General features: G+C 69.0%; 15 protein-coding genes and 1 tRNA gene. 8 read left to right on the top strand and 8 right to left on the bottom strand.

Features of this window, described 5'->3' with window-relative positions; translation table 11 throughout:
* Nucleotides 1–77: 77 nt before the first annotated feature.
* Entirely contained in the window at nucleotides 78–1,925 is a 1,848-nt protein-coding gene (locus DJ74_RS11905; protein ID WP_094527384.1) for a carbamoyltransferase C-terminal domain-containing protein, read from the top strand.
* 248 nt (nucleotides 1,926–2,173) lie between these two features.
* Nucleotides 2,174–3,688 carry an oligosaccharide flippase family protein gene (locus DJ74_RS11900; RefSeq protein ID WP_094527383.1) on the top strand — a complete coding sequence of 505 codons (1,515 nt, stop codon included), beginning with the start codon at nucleotides 2,174–2,176 and terminating at the stop codon, nucleotides 3,686–3,688.
* Between the two features lie 45 nt (nucleotides 3,689–3,733).
* Here the strand turns inward: DJ74_RS11900 and DJ74_RS11895 are convergent, their stop codons facing one another.
* Entirely contained in the window at nucleotides 3,734–5,086 is a 1,353-nt protein-coding gene (locus tag DJ74_RS11895) for a CapA family protein (RefSeq protein ID WP_094527382.1), read from the bottom strand.
* Nucleotides 5,087–5,433: 347 nt separating this feature from the next.
* On the opposite strand from DJ74_RS11895, the gene DJ74_RS11890 reads away from it, so the two are divergent.
* The 3 genes from DJ74_RS11890 to DJ74_RS11880 all read left to right on the top strand — a co-directional run bounded on the left by DJ74_RS11890 (nucleotide 5,434) and on the right by DJ74_RS11880 (nucleotide 9,024).
* Nucleotides 5,434–6,441, top strand: a complete 1,008-nt coding sequence (locus DJ74_RS11890; RefSeq protein WP_094527381.1) for a polysaccharide deacetylase family protein — start codon at nucleotides 5,434–5,436, stop codon at nucleotides 6,439–6,441.
* 2 nt (nucleotides 6,442–6,443) lie between these two features.
* Nucleotides 6,444–7,571: a GNAT family N-acetyltransferase gene (locus DJ74_RS11885; RefSeq protein WP_094527380.1), complete on the top strand. Its 1,128-nt coding sequence runs from the start codon at nucleotides 6,444–6,446 to the stop codon at nucleotides 7,569–7,571.
* Nucleotides 7,572–7,782: 211 nt separating this feature from the next.
* Nucleotides 7,783–9,024, top strand: coding sequence for a right-handed parallel beta-helix repeat-containing protein (locus DJ74_RS11880; RefSeq protein ID WP_094527379.1), 1,242 nt, complete (start codon nucleotides 7,783–7,785; stop codon nucleotides 9,022–9,024).
* A gap of 64 nt (nucleotides 9,025–9,088) precedes the next feature.
* On the opposite strand, the gene DJ74_RS11875 is transcribed toward DJ74_RS11880, so the two are convergent.
* Together DJ74_RS11875 and DJ74_RS11870 are read right to left on the bottom strand one after the other, a co-directional pair.
* Nucleotides 9,089–10,090: a cytochrome d ubiquinol oxidase subunit II gene (locus DJ74_RS11875; protein WP_094527378.1), complete on the bottom strand. Its 1,002-nt coding sequence runs from the start codon at nucleotides 10,088–10,090 to the stop codon at nucleotides 9,089–9,091.
* Entirely contained in the window at nucleotides 10,083–11,531 is a 1,449-nt protein-coding gene (locus DJ74_RS11870; protein ID WP_094527377.1) for a cytochrome ubiquinol oxidase subunit I, read from the bottom strand. Before DJ74_RS11870 ends, DJ74_RS11875 begins: the two co-directional genes overlap by 8 nt.
* Before the next feature lie 833 nt (nucleotides 11,532–12,364).
* On the opposite strand from DJ74_RS11870, the gene DJ74_RS11865 reads away from it, so the two are divergent.
* The gene (locus DJ74_RS11865) at nucleotides 12,365–12,790 is read left to right on the top strand and encodes a universal stress protein (protein ID WP_094525742.1); all 426 of its coding nucleotides are present in this window, start codon (nucleotides 12,365–12,367) and stop codon (nucleotides 12,788–12,790) included.
* A 56-nt stretch (nucleotides 12,791–12,846) separates the two neighbouring features.
* On the opposite strand, the gene DJ74_RS11860 is transcribed toward DJ74_RS11865, so the two are convergent.
* Nucleotides 12,847–14,250, bottom strand: coding sequence for an NAD(P)/FAD-dependent oxidoreductase (locus DJ74_RS11860; protein WP_094527376.1), 1,404 nt, complete (start codon nucleotides 14,248–14,250; stop codon nucleotides 12,847–12,849).
* Nucleotides 14,251–14,551: 301 nt separating this feature from the next.
* On the opposite strand from DJ74_RS11860, the gene DJ74_RS11855 reads away from it, so the two are divergent.
* Both DJ74_RS11855 and moaA read left to right on the top strand, forming a co-directional pair.
* Nucleotides 14,552–15,319, top strand: a complete 768-nt coding sequence (locus DJ74_RS11855) for an MBL fold metallo-hydrolase (protein WP_094527427.1) — start codon at nucleotides 14,552–14,554, stop codon at nucleotides 15,317–15,319.
* A 123-nt stretch (nucleotides 15,320–15,442) separates the two neighbouring features.
* Entirely contained in the window at nucleotides 15,443–16,447 is a 1,005-nt protein-coding gene (moaA, locus tag DJ74_RS11850) for a GTP 3',8-cyclase MoaA (protein WP_094525740.1), read from the top strand.
* A 57-nt stretch (nucleotides 16,448–16,504) separates the two neighbouring features.
* On the opposite strand, the gene DJ74_RS11845 is transcribed toward moaA, so the two are convergent.
* From DJ74_RS11845 to DJ74_RS11835, 4 genes are all read right to left on the bottom strand, one after another.
* Nucleotides 16,505–18,475, bottom strand: coding sequence for a prolyl oligopeptidase family serine peptidase (locus DJ74_RS11845; protein ID WP_094527375.1), 1,971 nt, complete (start codon nucleotides 18,473–18,475; stop codon nucleotides 16,505–16,507).
* Nucleotides 18,476–18,645: 170 nt separating this feature from the next.
* Nucleotides 18,646–19,560 (bottom strand): substrate-binding domain-containing protein, encoded by a 915-nt coding sequence (locus tag DJ74_RS11840; protein ID WP_094527374.1) that lies wholly within the window; start codon nucleotides 19,558–19,560, stop codon nucleotides 18,646–18,648.
* A gap of 35 nt (nucleotides 19,561–19,595) precedes the next feature.
* Nucleotides 19,596–19,808, bottom strand: coding sequence for a hypothetical protein (locus DJ74_RS18780; RefSeq protein ID WP_141212703.1), 213 nt, complete (start codon nucleotides 19,806–19,808; stop codon nucleotides 19,596–19,598).
* Nucleotides 19,809–20,097: 289 nt separating this feature from the next.
* Nucleotides 20,098–20,172 (bottom strand) — tRNA-Arg (locus tag DJ74_RS11835).
* Between the last annotated feature and the right edge of the window lie 30 nt (nucleotides 20,173–20,202).

Below are 20,202 nucleotides of genomic sequence, written 5' to 3'. Positions count from 1 at the left end.
CCGGCGATGGTGGGCGGTGCCGAGATCGCGGGTTTATCCCCACGGTAAATTACCGTGTCGCGGACGACGGGCGTGACATGCCGCAGTACACCCTTTCGTTCAAGCCCGCTGTCGGCCTCTACGGTCGACACGATCCGAGCGCCGCGCTCTTCGAGGACGGTCAGCTCCGCTTCGCGATCGAAGAGGAACGGCTGACGAGACGGAAGCACGCGACGGCCACCTTCCCCTCGCTGTCCATCGAGGCGTGTCTGGAGTTCCGCGGTCTCGACCTATCGGACGTCGACGAGGTCGTCCTGCCGTACGACCCGGCGCTCCGATCGAACATCCTCGGCTACCACCTCCGGGACTCGATCCGGATCGGGGGCGCGATACAGAAGCTGAACAACCTCTCGAACGCGGTCCGAAAGGAACTGGTCGCGCGGTACTTCCCGAAGGCGGAGGTCACCGACCGCCTCGCGGAGATCGGAACGCCCGTCCCGCCCGTGTCGCTCCGGTCCCATCACGCGTGTCACGCCGCGAGCGCGTTCCACCCCTCGACGTTCGACGAGGCGGCGGTGTTCACCATCGACGCGAAGGGCGAGTACGACTCGACCGTCGTCTGGCACGGGACGCCGGACGGGCTCGAACGGGTACGGACGTACGACCACCCGAACAGCCTGGGCCTGTTTTACGCCGTCGTCACCGAGTTCCTCGGCTACCGGATGTTCAACGGTGAGGGGAAGGTGATGGGGCTCGCGCCGTACGGGAACGAGAACCCCGCGATCGAGTCGGCGCTCCGGAGCGTGATCGACACCGGCGTCGACTACGACGTGACCGGGCTCACGGGGCGGTGGGGGACCGACTACGGGGTCGAGCGGCTCGAGGAGCTGTTCGGACGGTCCGCGAAGGCGGAGCCCACCGACTTCGATCAGTGGGAGAAAGACCTCGCCCACACCGCACAGGCGCTGCTCGAGGAGACGGTCGCTGACATCGTCGACGCGTACTGTCGCCGGATCGGCACCGGCCGGGTCGGGCTGTCGGGCGGCGTCGCGCTCAACTGCAAGCTGAACAAGCGGGTCATGGAGCTCCCGTCGGTGGACGACGTGTTCGTTCAACCGGCCTCGAACGACGCGGGCCTGGCGCTCGGCGCCGGCTGGATCGACCGGGATCCGACCGACGTCGAGCCGATGGAGACGGCGTACTGGGGGCCCGAGTACGACGTCGACGCCGTCGAGGAACGGATCGAGACCAACAAGCTCGCGTACGCCAGACCCGACGACTTAGAGCGGACCGTCGCCGAGGCGCTCGCGTCTGGGGCTATCGTGGGGTGGTTCCAGGGCCGGCTCGAGTTCGGCCCGCGGGCGCTCGGAAACCGGAGCATCCTCGCCAGCCCGCGGAGCGAGGCGTCGCGGGACAGGGTGAACCGCTCCGTGAAACACCGCGAGGAGTGGCGGCCGTTCGCCCCCTCGATGGTCGAGGAGGCGGCCGACGACTACCTCGTGGACGCGACCGCGGCGCCGTTCATGATCAGGAGCTTCGACGTCGAGCCGGAGAAGCGGGACGAGATACCGGCGGCGCTCCACCCCGCGGACGGAACGACGCGCCCCCAGACCGTGAGCGCGGACGCGAACCCCCGATACCACCGCTTGCTGCGCGAGTTCGAGGAGCTGACGGGGACGCCGGTGCTGCTCAACACCTCGTTCAACGATCACGGCGAGCCGATCGTGACCGAACCTATCGAAGCGATCAAGGACTTCTTCGGCACGGGACTGGACCTCCTCGTCATCGAGGACCTCGTCGTCGCGAAGTTCGAGTCGACGTTCGGAAGCGGGCGGCGTTCGGACGACGGAGCGACCGACCGGACGACGGTCGATCGACGGGAGGGAGACGCGTCGGCAGACGGGCGGGCGGCGATCCGATCCGCGATCGCGGACCGGGCACCTTAGCAGCCGGGTAAGAAAGACCCGACGGCGGATAGCACACGACCAGCCGTGAGCACGACACGACGACGACGGCGTCGTTCCCCCGCGAACGGCGCGACGAGGCCGGGAGCCGCCGCGGAGCCGAGCCGACCGCGCGACGCGATTCCGGTCGCCACGCGCGAGTTCGCGGGGAGCCGGGCGGGGCGACGTCGACGCCCGCTGGGCCGGTTCGGTCTCGCCGACGGGGAAACGAGTCGAGGCGAGAGCGCCCCGTGAAGCGAACGTTCGCCTCCGCGTTCCTCTCGGTCGTCGGTGGGAAGTTCGTCATCGTCGCGGCGGCGGTGTTCATCACGCCCCTGCTCGTCAGGCTTCTCGGGGAGGACGCCTACGGGCAGTACGCGACGCTGATGGCGATGTTCGGGCTGCTGATGATACTCGTCAGCTCCGGGGTCAACAGCGGGACGCGGAAGTTCATCTCCGAGGAGCGCGACGTCGACGGGTGGAAAGACCACGTGTTCGGCTTCTACTTCCGATTCGCGGCCCTGTTCGCGTTCCTCGGATCGGCGCTGCTGGTGGGCGCGGCGCAGATCGGACTCGTCGACGCCGCGCTCGGCGAGGAGTTCGCGGGCTACGCCTCCGTGCTCGGTCTCCTCGTGTTCACCTCGCAGTTCGGCGAGTACGCGCGCCGGGTGTTGATGGGGCTCAAACTGGAGCACGTCTCCGAGCCGATCGGCGTCGTGCACAAGGTGTCGTTCGGCGCGTTCGCGGTCGCCTTCGTCTACTTCGACTACGGCGTGCTCGGGGTGCTGCTCGGGCACCTCGTCGCCCGCGTCATCGAGATCGCGCTGTCGCTGTACTTCATCTCGAAACGGCTCTCGCTCGCGAGCGTGTTCACGCCGACGCCGGCGTCGTTCCCGCGGTCGAGGCTCCTCAGTTTCAACCACCTCTCGGTGGTGTACATCTTCCTCCTCACGTCGCTGTACCACGTCGACGTGTTGATGTTGGAGCGGTTCACCGCGAGCGCACAGGTCGGCTACTACAAGATCGCCCTCGTGATCGCCGAGTTCCTCTGGTTCGTCCCCCGGGCGCTCCAGTCGGTGATCATCCAGTCGACGTCGAACCTGTGGGCGGAGGGGAAGACCGAACAGGTGACTCGGCTGTCGAGCGCGATCACGAGGTACACGCTGGTGCTCACGATGCTCCTCGCCGTCGGGTTAGCGGTTCTCGCGCGGGACGTCGTCCCGCTGTACGCCGGTCCCGCGTACGTCGCGTCCGTCCCGCCGCTGCTCCTGTTGTTGCCCGGAACGATCGGCTTCGCGATCGCTCGCCCGATCCTCGCCGTCAGCCACGCGAAGGGCGACCTCCGCGTGATGATCGCCGCGACGGGGCTGTCGGCGCTGATCAACGTCGCGCTCAACGCGCTCCTGATCCCGACCTACGGTATCGAGGGGGCCGCGATCGCCACGTCGGTCGGCTACGGGTCGCTCCCGCTGTTCCACGTGGCCGGCGCCCGCCGACTCGGCTACCGACCGCTGTCGGATCTCCGGCTCGGGCGCGTGGCCGTCGCGGCCGGCGCGACCGGGGCGGTCATCCACCCGCTCGCGAACGCGATAGCGGGGACCCTCCCGACGCTCGCGCTCGTGCCGCCGACCGGGTTCGTCGTCTACGTCGCGGTCGCGATCGCGACGCGGCTGGTCACGCTCGACGAGGTGAAGCGCGGCGTCGCCGGGCTTCCGGACCCCGTCGGTGCCCGGGCCACCTCGCTCGTCGAGCGGGTCGTGGACTGACCACCCCGACTCCGTAGCAGTTCAGAACCCGTCGTCAGTGGAGTGTCACGGGAACCCCGGAAAATCGCCGGCGAGACGGTTCACCAGCGATTCCACCCGGAGCCGGGACTTCGACGGCGGATCGATGATCCGCCTGTCCTCCGTCTCCTCAAGCAGTTCCCGTGTCAGTTCAATGGTGTCCGCGGTCCGGTGATCGGTCGCGATACCCGTTCGAAGCTCGAGGGCCGTCTCGATGACGGCGCGATGCGACTCGTTCCGGATCAGGTTGAGCAGGATGAGCAGCTCGGACTCCCGGTCGTCCGCGTCCCACAATCCTCCCTTCCGCAGGTGGTCTCCGGGATTACACAGCCGTTTCATCGGATCTCCACCGCCGACCTCGCGGAGCCAACTCGCGTACCGCTGGAGGAACACCAAGTCGGCGACCTCCTGCCAGTGCGGGGGGAGTTCCTCGGCGGTGAGTCGCCCGAGGCGGTGGACGCGCCGGACTAACGCGGCCTTGCGCTTCTCGTCCGTTATCTCCCTGACCCGACCGTCGTCGAACACGACCGGTACGAGGCCGACGGACACCGGCGTCGTTCCTCTAAACGAGAGTTCGAGCGCGAGTCCTTCGCGAGTGTTGGGTCGCTGCTGCTGTTCGAACAGGAAATTCCCGAGGCTGTAGAACAGCGGTGTCCCGTCCACGACCTCCCAGCCTTGTGGAACGTGGGGGTGGTGGCCGACGATGGCGTCAACCCCGTCGTCGACGAACCGCCTGAGCTGTCGGGTTCGCTCTTGGGGCGGAAAGGGGACGTACTCGATACCGCCGTGGGGGAACAGCAGCGTCACGTCCACTGAGTCGGCCGTCTCCGCCACGCGCCGCCGGGCGTTGGGGTGGTTTATCCACGCCGTGCCTGGATCATTCGTCTCGGCGACGCCGAACTCCCGCTCGCAAACACCGAACAGCGCCACCTCCACCGAGTCTTCCCCGACGCGTTCCCGGTGGGGGGCCAGCGCGTCCGCGGCGTCCGTCCCCGCGCCACAGACCCCGATACCGGCCCTGCGAAGGGCCAACACCGTTTCGATCAGCCCGTCCGGCCCGAGGTCCATCGCGTGGTTGTTCGCGAGCGTCACCGCGTCGACGCCGCCGTCCGCGAGTACCTCGGGCGTCCGCTCGACGGTGCGTTTGATCGCGCCGGACTTCGTCAGCGGATCGCCGGTCCCCTCAATCGCCGCCTCTAGGTTGAGTACCGTCAGGTCGGCGTCCCGCATCCGCCGCCGAAGGGAGGGGCCGAAGGGTTGGGCTGCGAATGTCGACTCGACGATGGTGTCGCCGCCGACGAAGAGGGACCAGCGGTCCCCGTCCGAGGGCTCGGCGTCGGCGAGCCGAACGCGGGCGCCCGCGTGTTCCTGAGCGGTCATTAATTAGTCAGTGGAGGGAGGGAGAGGTGTTTATTACCCGGTGACAAAGTCGATGTCGACATCGCTCCCAAGACGGCGTTGAGTGTCGCACCGATCAGCAGCGCCGAAGGGTACGATACACCGATCAGCAGCGCCGAACGGCTACGATACAGTCGTCACGGGTGTCGGGAGCCGAAACGCACGGAGCGGTGGGAGTGAGAGAGGCGACGCGGTCGACCAGACGGCGGGGTCGCTGGTAACACACCTCTGTGCGGCGGGGACGCTGGTACCACATCTCTGCGGAGGTTCCGTCGTGACTGATCCTTACCCGAACCATAATAAACACGGCGGGAAGCGGAGGGAACCTCATGACCGGATCCGTCGTCATTTCTCTCGACTGCGAGTTGGGCTGGGGGCGCCACAGTAACGTGCCGTCCGGGGAGTTCGTTCGGGAAGGCCGCTCCAATTGGTACCGACTCCTCGACCTGTTTGCGGAGTTCGACGTCCGAGCGACGTGGTCGATCGTCGGCCACTTGGCGTTGAGCGACTGCGATCGGCCGCACTCCGATCACCCTTCCGGAGAGCGCTGCTGTGATCAGTCGGTCGACGGCGTCCCGCCGAAGGAGGTCTGGTTCGCCCCCGACCTCGTGGACGCCGTTCGATTGGCGAGCGTCGACCACGAGATCGGAAGCCACGGGTTCACCCACTGGCGGTTCGACCGCGACGGGATGACCGAGTCCAGCGCCGACAGCGAGTTCGCCGAGAGCGCGGCCGCGTTGCGCGATTCGGGGAGCGCACCCACGTCGTTCGTCTACCCGGTCAACCGGGTGGGCCATCGGCGGCGACTCGCCGAAAACGGCTTCGACTGCTACCGCGGACCGAACCCTCGGATCGCCAGCCAGACGGTCCTCCGTCGGCGCCTCGGGAAGCTCCGCGACGCGGTCGCTTGGGCGGGAACACCCCCGATCGTCACGCCCTCCGTGGACGAATACGGACTCGTGAACGTGCCTGCGTCGCTGTTCCTCTACGGGTTTGAGGGCTCGGCGCGAAGCGCCGTTACGGCCGTCAGTCGGGATCCGGTCGTCGCGAAGGCGAAACGCGGGATCGACGCCGCGGCCGCATCAGACGGCGTGTTCCACCTGTGGTTCCACCCTCACGATTTTGAGGCAGACGGCGACGGCGGGCGGTTGCGCCCGGTACTCGAGCATCTCCGTGACCGGGTCGATTCGACCGATCTCCGCGTTGAAACGATGGGTGATGTTTCGAGACGCGTCCGTGGCGGTCAGCCGATCTCCGCAGAGACCGATTCGGGGCCCGCGACAACCGCCACTAAAGCCGGCGCGGGACGGGTAACCGACCGAACCGACAACGACTGACGATGAGCGGCGAGTACGCGATCAGGGGTTACAGACCGACGGACCGGGAGGCATACCTCGACCTGTTCGCGACCGTCTTCGACGGTGCCCCCGGCTCCGAGTGGTTTGCCTGGAAGTACGAGCGAAACCCGTACGTGGACGACGTCCCGATCGTCGTCGCCGAAACGGGAGGCGAGATCGTCGGTGCGCGGTCGTTCTTCGCGCTCGAAATGGAGACCGGATCGGGCCGGGTTCCGATCCTCCAGCCGTGCGACACGATGGTCCACCCGGACCACCGTCGGTGCGGACTATTCACACGGATGACGGAAGCGGCGATCGACGGGTACCGGGGATCGGACGTGCCGTTTTTTTTCAATTATCCAAACGCCAACTCGATGTCGGGGAACCTGAAGCTCGGGTGGCGGGTCGTGGGAAGCAGCCCGACGGCGTACCGAATTCAGCGACCCGAGCGGTACGTGGCGGGACGCCTTCCTGCGGTCGTCGACCGGCTAGTCGGAGCGACAGCGAACCGTAGTGCGGCCGCGTACCACTGGGTTCGTCGACGAGTGGCCCGGACGGGTGAAGCGCCGTCGGACGTGGCCATCGAGCGGCGCTCCACACTACCCGCGGAGGAACTGGCAAGCATCGACGATCACACGTATAACGGAACGTTTCGACCCGCCAAGACGAAGACCTTCTACGAGTGGCGGTTCGAGAATCCCGAATGGGACTACGACGCCTACCTCGCCCGTCGAAACGGCGACTACGTCGCCGGGTTCGTCGTCGGATCTCGGAAGACTGCGCGGGGGACGACCGTACAGTTCACAGACGTGACTCCGCAGTCCGGTGCGGACCCGTCCGTCATCGCGAGGCTTGCCGATCGAGTGCTCGCGGACCGGGCGACGGCGACAACCGTCGTCTGTGCGACGGAGCGGCTTCCGCCCGAGGTGCGGGCTGCGTTCGGCTTCCACAGCGACGACGCGTTCCCGCTGTCCCGAATGAGCCGCCCGGCGACGCTTGTCGTCCGCCCGATCGGCCCGCAGGACCGCAAGGGCGGGGACCTCCGTGAGGAGGATTGGACGGTCGACGGCGCCCGGCTCGACGACCCCACGAACTGGTCGATATCGCTGAGCGACCGAGACTGGTGTTGAATTCTCCCCCCGTCTGCGGTATCTCACTGCGCCGACCTTGCCCGTGTGCGGGCCGTGTGAAACGGCCATCGTCCTTACTCGGGGGTAAGACGACCGCTTACGCTAACGTTATAAAATATTGAAGTTTCTCGGTCGGTTCAATATTTCTGTGTCAGAATCACAATCTACTCCGCAGGATACTGTGGCAGAGGGTCTGCCGCGACGCTCGTTCATGAAAATCGCCGGTGCGACAGGCCTCATCGGCTCTTCCGGAACCGCCACCGCCGCAGTCGGAGACGGAACGGGGGGCTTCGAAAAGAAGGCCGGGAAGACCACGGCGAGCGACTACGACATCGGCGGCCGGCGCCTCGTCGGCGCGGACGGCTACGGGACGGTCGCGGAGGCGTGGGCGGACGCCGACGACGGCGACACCGTCTACGTTCACTCCTCGTACGACGCCGCCGAGGCGGGCGAGTCCTTCCCGATCGAACTCGACTGCCGCGAGAAACAGGTCACCCTCTGTGGGGGGCACCCCTCGGCGTCGGTCATCGACGCCGGCGAGACGGACGAGACGGTGTTGGAGGTCGTCGGCGCCGGAAGCGGCGACTACCAGAACAACCCGCTCGTCAAGGACCTCAAGGTCGTCGGCGGCGGGATCGGTCTGCGGCTCCGCGCCGCGCCGTTCGCCTCGTTCGAGAACCTCACCTTCTATCGGACCGCCGACCACGCCGTCCTCGTCGACGGTCACCCGGACTCCGGCACCTTCGGCACGAACTGGTACAACGTGCAAGCGTGGAACTGTGGCGGCGACGGGATCAGGACCGACCGCTCGGCGGCGCCGCACGGGACGACCCTCTGGGGGTGCCGGTTCACCGCGAACCGCGGGGCGGGGGTCCGGTTCCGCGGCGCCGCCTGTAAGATGGTCGGCGGCACGAGCCAGCTCAACTACGATTACGGCGTCGAGACGCGGGGCGGGAACGCGACCCTCGTCTCCGGCGCGTACGTCGAGGGGAACGCCCGCGGCAACGACTTCCCCGTCGAGGTGTACGCCAAGCGGGCCGACGGCCTCACGGTCGAGAACACGTACTTCCACGGGATCAACCCCCGCGGGGCCGAGCACGGTCACGACCGCGTCCAGCGCGCCGTCAACGTCCACGACTCGGAGAAGCTGACGGTCCGGGACTGCGTCGGGCGGCGCTACGGCGACGGCTTCGTCGCGACGTTCGGGTGCGTCGACGCCGACGTGTACGCCGCCTCGCACCATCTCGAGGAGACCGACCTCTTCGCCCGCGACCCGACGCGAAACGGCAACGCCCGAGCGCGGTCTCACGGCGTCATCCTGCCGACGGACCTCACCGCCGTCGACGGCGCCTGCGAGTACGACCGGGGGTACCACGTCGGCGGCGACGGCGTCGAGGGCCACGCTATCTGGCGGAACGGCGGGTGGAAGGTGTCAGAGACGGTCTCGCTCTGAGGCGTTCCCCGCGCCGAAGCGAGCGGGATCCCGCGTCGGGGTCCCGCGGTCGACGATTGACGGGTTAGCTCCCGTACCCCTCGGCGTCGACGGGGCCGCTGAACACGCCGTAGAGGAATTTGAAGTACCATAACACCAGTAGCAACACGGGGAACCCGAGGACGGTCACGAGGTTCAGCGCCAGCGGCGAGACGACCGCTCCCCTGACGCTCAGCCCGGTCGACGGGTAGAGCGTCGGGTACAGCAGGAGCGCGAGCAGCACGCTCAACAGCGCGGGAAGCGTCAGCGCGCTCGCCAGCCAGGCGCGGTACGCGCCGCGTCTGGCCAGAACGGTCCCGGCCAGCCCCGCGGCGATCGAAAGGGCGACGACCGCCACCGCGAGCGGCGAGCGGATCGCCTCGGCGGCGCCGCCCGCGTCGGTCGCGACGACGGAAGCCAGCAGCGCGACCGTCCCGCCGAGGTACGCCAGCGTCGCGGCGGTTCCGTACCCCCGCAGTTCCGACGCCACGTCCGGGTCGCTTTTCGCCGCGAGGAACGCCGCTCCCGTGGCGATCGAGACCGCGACGAGGTCGACGCCGGTGAGCAGTGCCGGAAGCGACAGCGTCGCGACGTCGAACGCCCAACGACCCGCGAGCATCCCGAACAGCAGCGGTGCGGTGGCGCTGCCGCCGACGAACGCGTAGTCGCAGTACCGCTCCCACCGCTCGTCGTCGCGCTGTTCGCGTAGCTCCGGACCGAGTCCCCGGAACAGCAGCGCGAAGACGAGCCCGATCGCGAGCAGATTGTGGTCGGCCAACAGCGCGGAGTACACGCGCGGGAACGCCGCCAGCAGCATCGTCGCGAAGGCGATCAGCCACACCTCGTTGGCGTCCCAGACCGGACCGAACGCCGCCAGGAACGTCTCTCGCTCGTGTTCGGTCGTCCGCGTCGCGTACAGCATCCCGATGCCGAAGTCGAACCCGTCGAGGACGACGTACATCCCAAGCGCGAACATGACGGCGGCGAACCAGATCTCCGGCAGCGACGCGACGAGATAGGCGTCGACCGGCAGCAGCGACTCAGTCATCGTCGCTCACCTCCGGGAGCGGACCGCGCCAGCGGTCGCCGCTCGGCTCGTTCACGCCGAGCGCTCGGAGTTCGTCTTGGATCAGCCACTTCAGGACGTACAGCGCCGTCGTCACCAGCCCGACGTAGACGACGACGAACGCGGCCAGCGTGAGGGTCGCCTCCGCCCCGGTCAGCGTCGAGGAGACCGCCTCACCGGTTCTGAGTTCGCCCTGAATGACCCACGGCTGGCGGCCGATCTCGGTGACGTACCAGCCCGTGAGCAGGGCGGCGTATCCGAGCGGCGACGCCGCGACCATCGCCTTCAGGTAGCGGTCGCTGTCGGAGAGCCGCCCGCCGTACGTGAGGTAGCCGCCCCACAGCGCCAGCGCGATGAACAGGAAGCCGAGTCCGACCATCGCGCGGAACGACCAGAACACGAGCGCGACGGGCGGGTTCTCCTCGTACTCGTTCAACCCGGTCACCTCGGCGTCGAAGTCGCCCCCGCTGGCGAGGAACGACCCGACTCTGGGCAGGCTCACCGTGACGAGGTTCTCGGCGCGGGGGTCGGTGAGCGCGTCGACCTCGCTCGGGAACGCCAGCAGGTGCAAGTCGGCCTCGTCCGTCTCGTAGTGGGCCTCCATGGCCGCGAACTTCTGCGGCTGCGTGTCCTCGACGTGACGGGCGTAGGCGTCGCCGTGGACGGCCTGCACCGGCGCAGTGACGAGCAGGATCACCACGGCGAGCTTCAGCGCGGTGTTCCACGCCGCCGACTCGCGGGTCTTCCAGACGATGTACGCCGAGACGCCCGCGACCAGTAGCGCGACCGCGATCAGCGACGCGTTGATCATGTGAACGTACATCCAAGGCATGCGCGGGGTGAGGAACGCGGCGCTCGGGTCCGTGAGCCTGGCGACCTCCATCCCGTTCCGGGAGACCATTTCGTATCCCCTCGGCGTCTGCATCCACGCGTTGACGATCAGGATCCAGAACCCCGACAGCCACGCGCCGACGCCGACGAGCACCGACGAGAGGACGTACGTCCCGTCCCGGACGCGCTCGCGGCCGTACAGCAGCACGCCGAGGAACACGGCCTCGAGGAAGAAGGCCATCTTCGCCTCGAAGGCCAGCGGACCGCCGATGAGCTCTCCGGCCACCGCCGAGAACTGCGGGAAGTTCGTCCCGAACTGAAAGCTCATCGGGATCCCGGTGACCGTCCCCATAACGAAGCCGACGGCGAACACCTTCACCCAGAACGAGCGCAGTCGCGCGAACCGCTCGTCGTCCGTCCGCACGTCCTTCCAAGTGAAATAGATCATAAACGGCGCGAGACCGATCGAGAGAGACGCGAAAATGATGTGAACGGAGATGGTCCAGCCGAACTGTGCGCGGCTCGCGAGCTCCGGAGAGAGGAGCGCCACCCACCCCGGATCAATGCCACTGAATAACGTGCTCGGCAGCATGCGGCCCGTCTTTGGCTCGAAGGCGTAAAGAAGATTGACCCGGCTCTCCGTTCGGAGTACCGTACTCCAACAACTTATCCGTGTCAGGCCGTAGCTCTGGACCGGCACCGTTCCGAGTGGGCGCGAGGAACGAAGCGGTACGGCTCCGTGTACGCGGACCCGGAACCGGCCGCCTCGCCGGAGATAGCGACCGGGTCGAACGAGACGTCGCTGAGCGAGAGGGTCCGTGCGCGCTGTCGGGGTCGGGAATCGCCGCTACACGACATCGTATCAGACTTATATACTATCATTACTTTTTATATTTCGTCGATCGGCCAGTCGGTCACCCGTTCGCGGTCGGCTCCGGAGCGCCGACCGGCAGCCCGCGGACCGAACGCGTCGAGAGCGTGTCGCGGCCGGTAGAAGCCAGAATCGCATCGACGGGCCGCTGGATCGGTCGGACGCCGCCGTCGATGCGAAGTCGGCGATGTATCGGCCCAAACGCGCGTTATGCGTCAATTACTCGAGTGACTGCCGAAACGGTCCGTTCCGAACTCCGCGGGAAACGTCGGGTGGAAGCCGCGGTCCGCCCCGGCGACTGGGTTCCGTGACCCCGCGTTGCACGTCGCCGTCACGGGCGCCGACTCCGACGCGAAGCGGGGCGGTCGGAACAGCGCTATATGTATTATATAATATCTAACTGATAAATTAACAGTCTGCTTAATTATTTCGGTGGCCCCGCTATCGGTGACGCGCGGCTCCGGACCGCGACCACCGTCGAGGCCCGGTCGATATGACCGCCGCTCCGGATCCGAGACCCCATCGTTATTGTGGCGCCCGTCGAACCGTCGCGTATGTACGACGATATCCTGGTGCCGACCGACGGCAGTGAGGCGGTCGACCGCGCGCTCGATCACGCCCTGCGGCTGGCGAGCGACCACGACGCGACGGTCCACGCGTTGTACGTCGTCGACCGGCGGATCGCGACCGCGAACTCCGGCGACCTCCACGACGAGATCGTCGAGGACCTGGAAGCGCAGGGCGAGGACGCGGTCGCCGCGGTCGCCGAGCGCGCCGAGGGAGATGGACTCGCCGTCGAGACGAGCGTCCTCCGGGGAACGCCCGACACGGAGATCGTCTCCTACGCCGACGAGAACGGGATCGACGTGATCGTGATGAGCCCGGAGGGGAAGTCGCCGCGCGAGCGGATCCGGTCGCTCGGCAGCGTCTCCGACCGCGTCGCCGACGACGCGAGCGTCCCGGTGTTCCTGATCAAGTAGGCGGCGCGGGAGTCCGGCGGCGGCCGACGGCGCGGGACCGGGGAGCCTGGCGGCCGCTACTCCGCGAGCGTCGCCGCCGCCTCCCGGAGGAGGCCGTCGAGGATCTCCGGCGTGGTGGGGTGGTACGCGCGGTCGGGCACGTCTCGGACGTCCGTCCCGGTCTCGATTATCACCTGCATCGTCTTCGCCATCGCGTCGGCGTGGTAGTGCAGCCCCTGGTACCCGAGGACCGCCCCGTCGGCGCCGACGACGAGCCGGGCGAGCCCCTCCGGGACGTTCTTCGTCTTGAACACGCCGTCGTCCGCCGCCTCGCGGGTGACGACGCGGTGGTCGAGGCCGGCCGCCTCGGCCGACGCCGCCGAGTGCCCGACGCGGGCGAACGGGAGCACGCCGAGCCCGGAGAACACGACGTGGTGGTGGACGTTCTCGTAGTCGACGAGCGGGTCGCCGTCGCGGTGCCGCAGGACGTTCTCTGCCGCCGTCGCCCCCTGTTCCTTGGCGACGTGGAGGATCTGCTCTTTCCCGTTGGCGTCGCCGACGACGAAGACGCGGTCGTCGTCGCGGACCCGCATCGCGTCGTCGACCCACCCCCGCCCCGGGTCGAGGCGCGTCTCCTCCAGACCGAGCCGGTCGAGCGCCGGGCGGCGACCCGTGAACGCGAACAGCTGGTCGGCCTCGACCGCGGTCTCCTCGCCGTCGCGATCGACGCGGAGCCTGACGCCGCCGGAGTCGGTCGGCTCGACGCGCCGCTCCCTCGCGTGCGTGAGCACGTCGACGTCGAACGCGTCCCGGTAGTAGTCGAGCAGCGCGTCGCCGAATGGTGCGTCGGCCTCGTCGAGCGGGCGGGCGTCGTGCTCGATCACTGTGAGGTCCATCCCCGCCGCCTCGCTGAGGTATGGCACCAGCTCCATGCCGACGTAGCCGAACCCCATGACGACGCCGGAGTCGCCGAAGGCCGCCGCGTCGAGCACGTCCGCGCTCGTCGTCACCTCGACGTCGTCGATCCCGGGCAGCGACGGGAGGTTCACCGTCGAGCCGGTCGCGATCACGACGTAGTCGGGATCGATGGTCCGGTCGCCGACCGCGAGGCGGCGGTCGCCGACGAACCGCGCGGCCTCGCGGTGGAACGCGACCCCGTCCCGCTCCGCGAGCTCCTCGACGGCGGCGCGGCGGTGAGCGGCGAAGCTCGACGTGTGCTCGTTCTTCCGCGCCACGACCGCTTCGAGATCGACGTCCGGGAGCGAGCCGGAGAGGCGGTCGTCGTGTCGCGCCGCGAACCGGTGTTCGGCCGCCGACAGCACCTCCTTCGAGGGCATACAGCCGCGGAGGATACAGAGCCCCCCGCCGGGGTCGCCGTCGTCGATCAGCGTCAGCTCGACGTCCGGGGCGTCCGCGAGCCGCTCGGCGGCGGCGACACCGGCGCTCCCGTACGCGCCGACGACCGCGACGTGCGTTGGCATACCCCGACCCTTTCGGTCGGCCCACATAACGGTTCCGCGGAATGGTGGCCGATCGACAGACGCGGTCGCCGTCCGGTCGGTGCCGAGCCGACCCGAAGTCGGTCGGAGACCGACGTCGCAACACAGTTAACCGTGCCTGTCACCGTCGGTTAGCCACGATGTGCCGCGAGAGACGCCGACACCGAACCGGGAGGCGACCGGCGCGCGGCTCCGAAACCGGGAGCGAATCGCCGCGCGGCTCCGGAACCGGGGGGCGACCGCCGCACGAACGCGGGGCCGACGGAGCGGGGGCGCTCGGGTGATGGAGCTCACCGTCCTCGGCTCCGGCAGCGCGATGCCGGTCCCCGACCGCGCGCAGGCGGGCTACCTCCTCGACGACGGCGACCGCTCCCTCCTCGTCGACTGCGGCAGCGGCGTCCTCCAGCGGCTCGCAGGCACCGAGACCGGCTACGAGGGGGTCTCGACCGTCCTCCTCACGCATCACCACCTCGACCACGTCTCCGCCCTCCTCCCCCTGCTGAAGGCCCGGTGGCTGGCGGGCGCCGAACACCTCGAAGTGGTCGGCCCGACAGGGACGAAGTCGCTCGTCGACGGACTCCTCGACGTCCACGACTACCTCGACGGACGGGTCGACCTCGCGGTCCGGGAGGTGTCTGCGGCGCGCCCGTTCGCGGCGGCCGGGTTCGACGTCGCCGCCCGCGAGACGCGCCACTCGATGGACGGGCTGGCCTATCGGTTCTCGCCGCCGAGTTCCGACACGGATCCCGCCGCCGGCCCGCTCGCGCTCTCCGGCGACACGGAGGCGTTCGCGGGGATGGCGGCGTTCGCCGACGGGAGCGACCTCCTCGTCCACGACTGCTCGTTCCCCGACGGCACCGACGTGTCGAACCACCCGAACCCCGCGGAGCTGGGCGCGTCGCTCGCGGGCGTCGACGTCGACACCCTGCTCCTGTCGCACCTCTACCCGCACACGGGCGGTCGAGAGCGCGAGATGGCTCGGAGCGTCCGCGAGGCGGGGTTCGACGGCGAGGTCGACGTCGCGAGCGACGGGCTGCGCGTCGAACTCTGATCGGCCCTCGGCCCGGATCCGGTCCCGATCGTCGGCGGTTCCGCCGAAAACGTAACCGTTGGTGATTACCTGAACCCGTGAACGACCCTGATATTTAAGCGATCATAGCCGCACGGTTCGGACATGACCGAGCCGCTCGCGGACGACTTCGGACGGGAGGTGACGGGGGTCCGGGTCTCGCTCACCGACCGGTGTAACTTCGACTGCGTCTACTGTCACAACGAGGGGTTGGGCGATACGCGGGGGCCGATGGAGCCGAGCGACGACGAGATGAGCACCGACGACGTGGTCCGCTTCCTGGAGGTCGCGGAGGGGTACGGCGTCGACTCCGTGAAGTTCACCGGCGGCGAGCCGATGCTCCGCCAGGACCTCGAGGAGATCGTCGAGCGCACGCCCGACTCGATGGAGGTGTCGATGACGACGAACGGCACCTTCCTGCCGGGCCGCGCCGAGGACCTGAAGGCGGCCGGGCTCAGCCGCGTGAACGTCTCGCAGGACGCGCTCGACCCCGACGACTTCGCGGAGGTGACGAAGTCCGGCGCCTACGAACGGGTGCTGGAGGGCGTCAAGGCCGCCGTCGACGCTGGGCTCGACCCCGTGAAGCTGAACATGGTCGTGTTCACGCACACCGCGGGCTACGTCGAGGAGATGGTCGACCACGTCGCCGACAACGAGGGGCTCCAGCTCCAGCTCATCGAGTACATGCCGGAGCTCACCGGGAAGCCGGAGTGGAACATCGACATCGGGCGCGTCCACGACTGGCTCGCCGAGGAGGCGGACCGGATCGAGCACCGCGAGATGCACGACCGCAAGCGCTACTTCGTCGGCGAGGACGCGGACGGCGAGGGCGGCGGGATGGTCGAGATCGTCGACCCCGTGGAGAACGAGGAGTTCTGCGCCAACTGCGGCCGCGTCCGCGTCACCCACGAGGGGTACCTGAAGGGGTGTCTCAACCGCAACGACGACCTCCGGTCGATGGGCGAGATGACGCGCGAGGAGATCGCGGAGACGTTCGAGGCCGTCGTCGCCAACCGCGTCCCCTACTACGGCGAGTACCTGGTCGAGAACGAGGAGGGCGAGTACGAGATCAACGAGGAGTACCTCGGGACGCCGAGCATCGCGGACTGAGGCCGCGTCGCAGACTGAGGGACCGCGTCGCGAGCGGTAGCGGAGCCGCGCCGCGAGCTACTCCGGCGGCTCGTACGGCCGACTGCTCCCGTCGTCCGGGAGTTCTTGCAAGTACTTCGCGAACAGGTCCGCGACCCGCGTGTACGCGTCGAGGACGTGCGCTCGCTCTCCGAAGCCGTGCGGTTCGCCCTCGTACCGGCGGAGCTCGTGGCGGACGTCGTGGCGCTCCAGTTCCTCGACCAGCTGCTCCGACTGGCTGATCGGGACGCGGGCGTCCTCCTCGCCGTGGAGCACCATGAGCGGGTCGTCGATGTCGGGCACGGTCCGGATCGGGCTCGCGTCGCGGTAGGCGTCGAGGTCGGAGACGAAGTCGCCGAGCTCCCGCTTGAGGAGCTGCCAGCCCACGTCGTCGGTGTCGTCGACGAACGTCTCGTAGTCGTACACGCCGTAGAAGGCGGCGCCGGCGCGGAACCGGTCGCTGTTACCCAGCGCGTTCACGGTCATCAGCCCGCCGCCGGAGCCGCCGAAGATCCCGACGCGGTCGCCGTCGACGGCGTCGTACCGCGTCGCCGTCGCGTCCGCGGCCCGGACGACGTCGTCGAGGTCGCCGCCGCCCCAGTCGCCGTCGTTCGCCATCCGGAACGCCCGGCCGAAGCCGTCGGAGCCGCGGTAGTTCGGGCGGACGACCGCGTAGCCGAGCGCCGCGAAGTAGGCCGCGCGGTGGTCGAACCCGAAGCCGTCGAAGGCGGTGGGGCCGCCGTGCGGCTTCACGAGGAGCGGGACCGTGTCAGGCTCGGCGTCTGACCCGCTCTCGGCGTCTGACCCGCTCTCGGCGCCCGACTCCGGCGGGTGGACCACCGCGTGGACCTCGGTCCCGGCCGAGTCGTATGTGAACGCCTCCGGCTCGGGGAGCCGCGCCCCGAACCCCGCCGTCGCCGACGGCGTGAGCCGCTCCCCGGTCGCCGCGTCGACGACGGCCGGGGGGTCGGTCGGCGTCTCTCGAACCGAGATCACCCGGTCGCCGTCCCACCGAGGCGCGCCGTGGATCGCGTCGCCCGTCGCGAGCGCGATCGCGTCCTCGGCGTCCGCGGGATCGACCTCGGTTCCGAGGCCGGCGTCCGCGAGCGGTCCGTCGACGTCGACCGCGTGCACGTGGGTTCGACCGCCGCTCGTGGCGGTCGCGGCGAGCCGGTCGCCCGCGTCGTTCCACTCGGGCGCCGCGACTTCCGTCTCCGAGACGCCGTAGATCGGGATCGGCGAGCCGCCCTCGGCGTCACCGCCGCCGTGGTCGCCTCCGGCGACGCCGTCGATTCCGTACACCGCGTCGTACCCGCTCCCGTCGTGGACGAACGCGACCGCCCCGTCGTCGCCGGGGCGCGGGCGCGGGCAGGCCGCCCGGACGCCCGGCTCGGCGAACAGCTCCGTGACCCCCTCCTCGTCGCCCTCACTCTCGCCGGCGGGGGAGAGGGGGACGCGGACGAGCGCGGCCTCGTAGTCGAACAGGTCGGCGTGTCGCGATCGGGTCGCGACGACGGTGTCGCCCTGCCAGTGGGGGTCGGCGTAGAGGTACTCGTCGTTCGCGATCGCCTCGACGCGGTCGCCGTCCGGCGAGACGACCGCGAGGCTCGCCCGCGAGAAGCCGTCCGTGACGACGGCGATGCCGGGCTCGCCCCACGCGAGGCCTGAAATGCCTCCCGACAGGTCCGTGAGCACGTCGACCGCGCCGGTGTCGGCGTCGACGGTCGCCAGTTCGGCGTCCGCGGTGACGAAGGCGATCCGGTCGCCGTCGGGGCTCCAGTCGAGCCACCGCGCGTCGGTCCGGCCGTAGCGCATGGCGGAGACGCCCTCGCTGGTGAGTCGGACGTCGCCGCCGTCGGTCGCCAGCCAGAGGTCGGTGGTCAGTTCGCGGTTCTTCGCGTAGGCGATCCGGCCGTCCGGGCCGACAGCGGCCTGCACGACGCGGTCCGCGACGGCCATGTCGGCGAGGAGGCCGTCGTGGTCGGCGTCTCTGAGGTCTCGTCGGTACACGCGTGAGTCTCGGGCGAGCGGGTACTTGGGCGTGTGGCTCGCGGAACCGTCGGCCGGGGCCGCGCCGCGGCCAGTCGAGGGACGAGGGAGCCGAGAGACGAGAGAGGAGACAGACGAGAGAGCCGAGAGACGAGGGAGGAGACAGACGAGAGAGCCGAGAGACGAGGGAGTCAGTCCGCTTCCATGTTCGACCAGTCGCTCGGCACGTACTGGTCGAACCGCGGCTCCCGCGACCGGGCGAGCGGTCTGAACGCCCGCTCGCCGCCCACGCGGAATTCGTCTATCCGGGTCTGCCCGGGCCCGGTGACGTAGCCGAGGAAGGCCATCGCCAGCGGATACGCCGCGTCGTGCCGGGCCGGATTGACCGGGATGGCGGCGTACTCGTTCCGGAGCAGCGGCGGCGGGTCCTCGACGCCGCGCGCGACGTGAGCCGCCAGCCCGCCCGCGTCGACGTTGAGGAACGTCCCGCGGTCCGTGAGGGTGTACGAGCCGGACTGCGCGGCCATCACCAGCGTGTTCCCCATCCCCTGGCCGGACTCGCGGTACCAGGAGCCGGCGGGGTCGATCCCCGCCTCCCGCCAGAGGCGGCGCTCTCGGAGGTGCGTCCCCGAGCGGTCGCCCCGCGACAGGAACGACGCCTCGCTCCCGGCGATCGCCGCGACAGCTTCGGCCGGGCCGGCGCCGGCGACGCCGGCGGGGTCGTCCGGGGGACCGACCAGCAGGAAGTCGTTCACCATGACCGCGCGCCGGTTGATCCCGTGTCCCGCGCGGACGAACTCGTCCTCCAGCGGCCGAGCGTGGACGAGAACCACGTCGCAGTCGCCGTTGCGGGCGGTCCGGAGCGCCCCGCCGGTGCCGCGGGCGATCGCGTCCACCGTCACGCCGAACGACTCCTCGAACCCGGGGACCAGTTCCGTGAGGAGCCCGCTGTCCCGGGTCGTCGTCGCCGTCGCGACCGTCAGCGTCTTCCCGTTCGTTCCGCAATCGGCCGTTTCGGAGGCCGACGCCGGCGTCCCGCCGAGACAACCCGAGAGCGAGAGGGCGCCGCCGACACCGACCAGTTCCACGTAGCGCCGCCGGTCCATTGTCGGAGTAAACGTCACCGGCCACAAAACTGTTTTTAGATACCGGTAGCGGTTACGTTACGACCGCGGAGCGGCGCGCGGTCGGCGACGGTGCGAGCGTCGATATCGACGTCCTGCGCGTCTGCGTCGGCGGTCCGACCGCCTTCCGGCGGAGTACGCGTGAGCGCGACCCGAACGGGACCGCGGTCGCGCGCAGCGACACGCTTGATCGGAAACGCCGTTTTGGAGGCCCTCAGCGTGTCTCTCACGGGCGTAACGGGAGGCGGTTTCACTGAAGCGGGGTACGGGCACAGTGGGACTCCCGCGGGCGACCGACGGGAGCGAGGGGGCGTACACTGTGCCCGTGACGAACGAAGTGAGGAACGGGCACAGTGGGATTCGAACCGATATCAGACGTGCTCGCTCGCTGCTCGCGCCTCCGCTGCTCGCTTACCGAGGTGCTCACTCCGTTCGCACCTCGCTTCGCTCGCTGCGCGCGACTCCCAGGGTTCGAATCCCCTGCGTGCCGGTTCGCTCGTCGCTCCGCTTCTCGCTGTACGGGCACAGTGGGATTCGAACCCACGACCGTCGGATTAGAAGTCCGACGCTCTATCCGAGCTGAGCTATGTGCCCTCACATCTTCCTCTACCGCCCGATATAAAA

The organism is Halorubrum sp. Ea8, assembly GCF_002252925.1.
GTDB lineage: Archaea > Halobacteriota > Halobacteria > Halobacteriales > Haloferacaceae > Halorubrum.
The sequence above is the reverse complement of the archived record's forward strand: the minus strand, read 5'-3'. Positions and strand labels throughout refer to the sequence as shown.

Bases quoted from the DNA above. Each gene is read 5' to 3' on its own strand.
- DJ74_RS11905 (WP_094527384.1), top strand. From the start codon at position 78: ATGCCGCAGTACACCCTTTCGTTCAAGCCCGCTGTCGGCCTCTACGGT.
- DJ74_RS11895 (WP_094527382.1), bottom strand. From the start codon at position 5,086: ATGACCGCTCAGGAACACGCGGGCGCCCGCGTTCGGCTCGCCGACGCC.
- DJ74_RS11890 (WP_094527381.1), top strand. From the start codon at position 5,434: ATGACCGGATCCGTCGTCATTTCTCTCGACTGCGAGTTGGGCTGGGGG.
- DJ74_RS11885 (WP_094527380.1), top strand. From the start codon at position 6,444: ATGAGCGGCGAGTACGCGATCAGGGGTTACAGACCGACGGACCGGGAG.
- DJ74_RS11880 (WP_094527379.1), top strand. From the start codon at position 7,783: ATGAAAATCGCCGGTGCGACAGGCCTCATCGGCTCTTCCGGAACCGCC.
- DJ74_RS11875 (WP_094527378.1), bottom strand. From the start codon at position 10,090: ATGACTGAGTCGCTGCTGCCGGTCGACGCCTATCTCGTCGCGTCGCTG.
- DJ74_RS11870 (WP_094527377.1), bottom strand. From the start codon at position 11,531: ATGCTGCCGAGCACGTTATTCAGTGGCATTGATCCGGGGTGGGTGGCG.
- DJ74_RS11865 (WP_094525742.1), top strand. From the start codon at position 12,365: ATGTACGACGATATCCTGGTGCCGACCGACGGCAGTGAGGCGGTCGAC.
- DJ74_RS11860 (WP_094527376.1), bottom strand. From the start codon at position 14,250: ATGCCAACGCACGTCGCGGTCGTCGGCGCGTACGGGAGCGCCGGTGTC.
- DJ74_RS11855 (WP_094527427.1), top strand. From the start codon at position 14,552: ATGGAGCTCACCGTCCTCGGCTCCGGCAGCGCGATGCCGGTCCCCGAC.
- moaA (WP_094525740.1), top strand. From the start codon at position 15,443: ATGACCGAGCCGCTCGCGGACGACTTCGGACGGGAGGTGACGGGGGTC.
- DJ74_RS11840 (WP_094527374.1), bottom strand. From the start codon at position 19,560: ATGGACCGGCGGCGCTACGTGGAACTGGTCGGTGTCGGCGGCGCCCTC.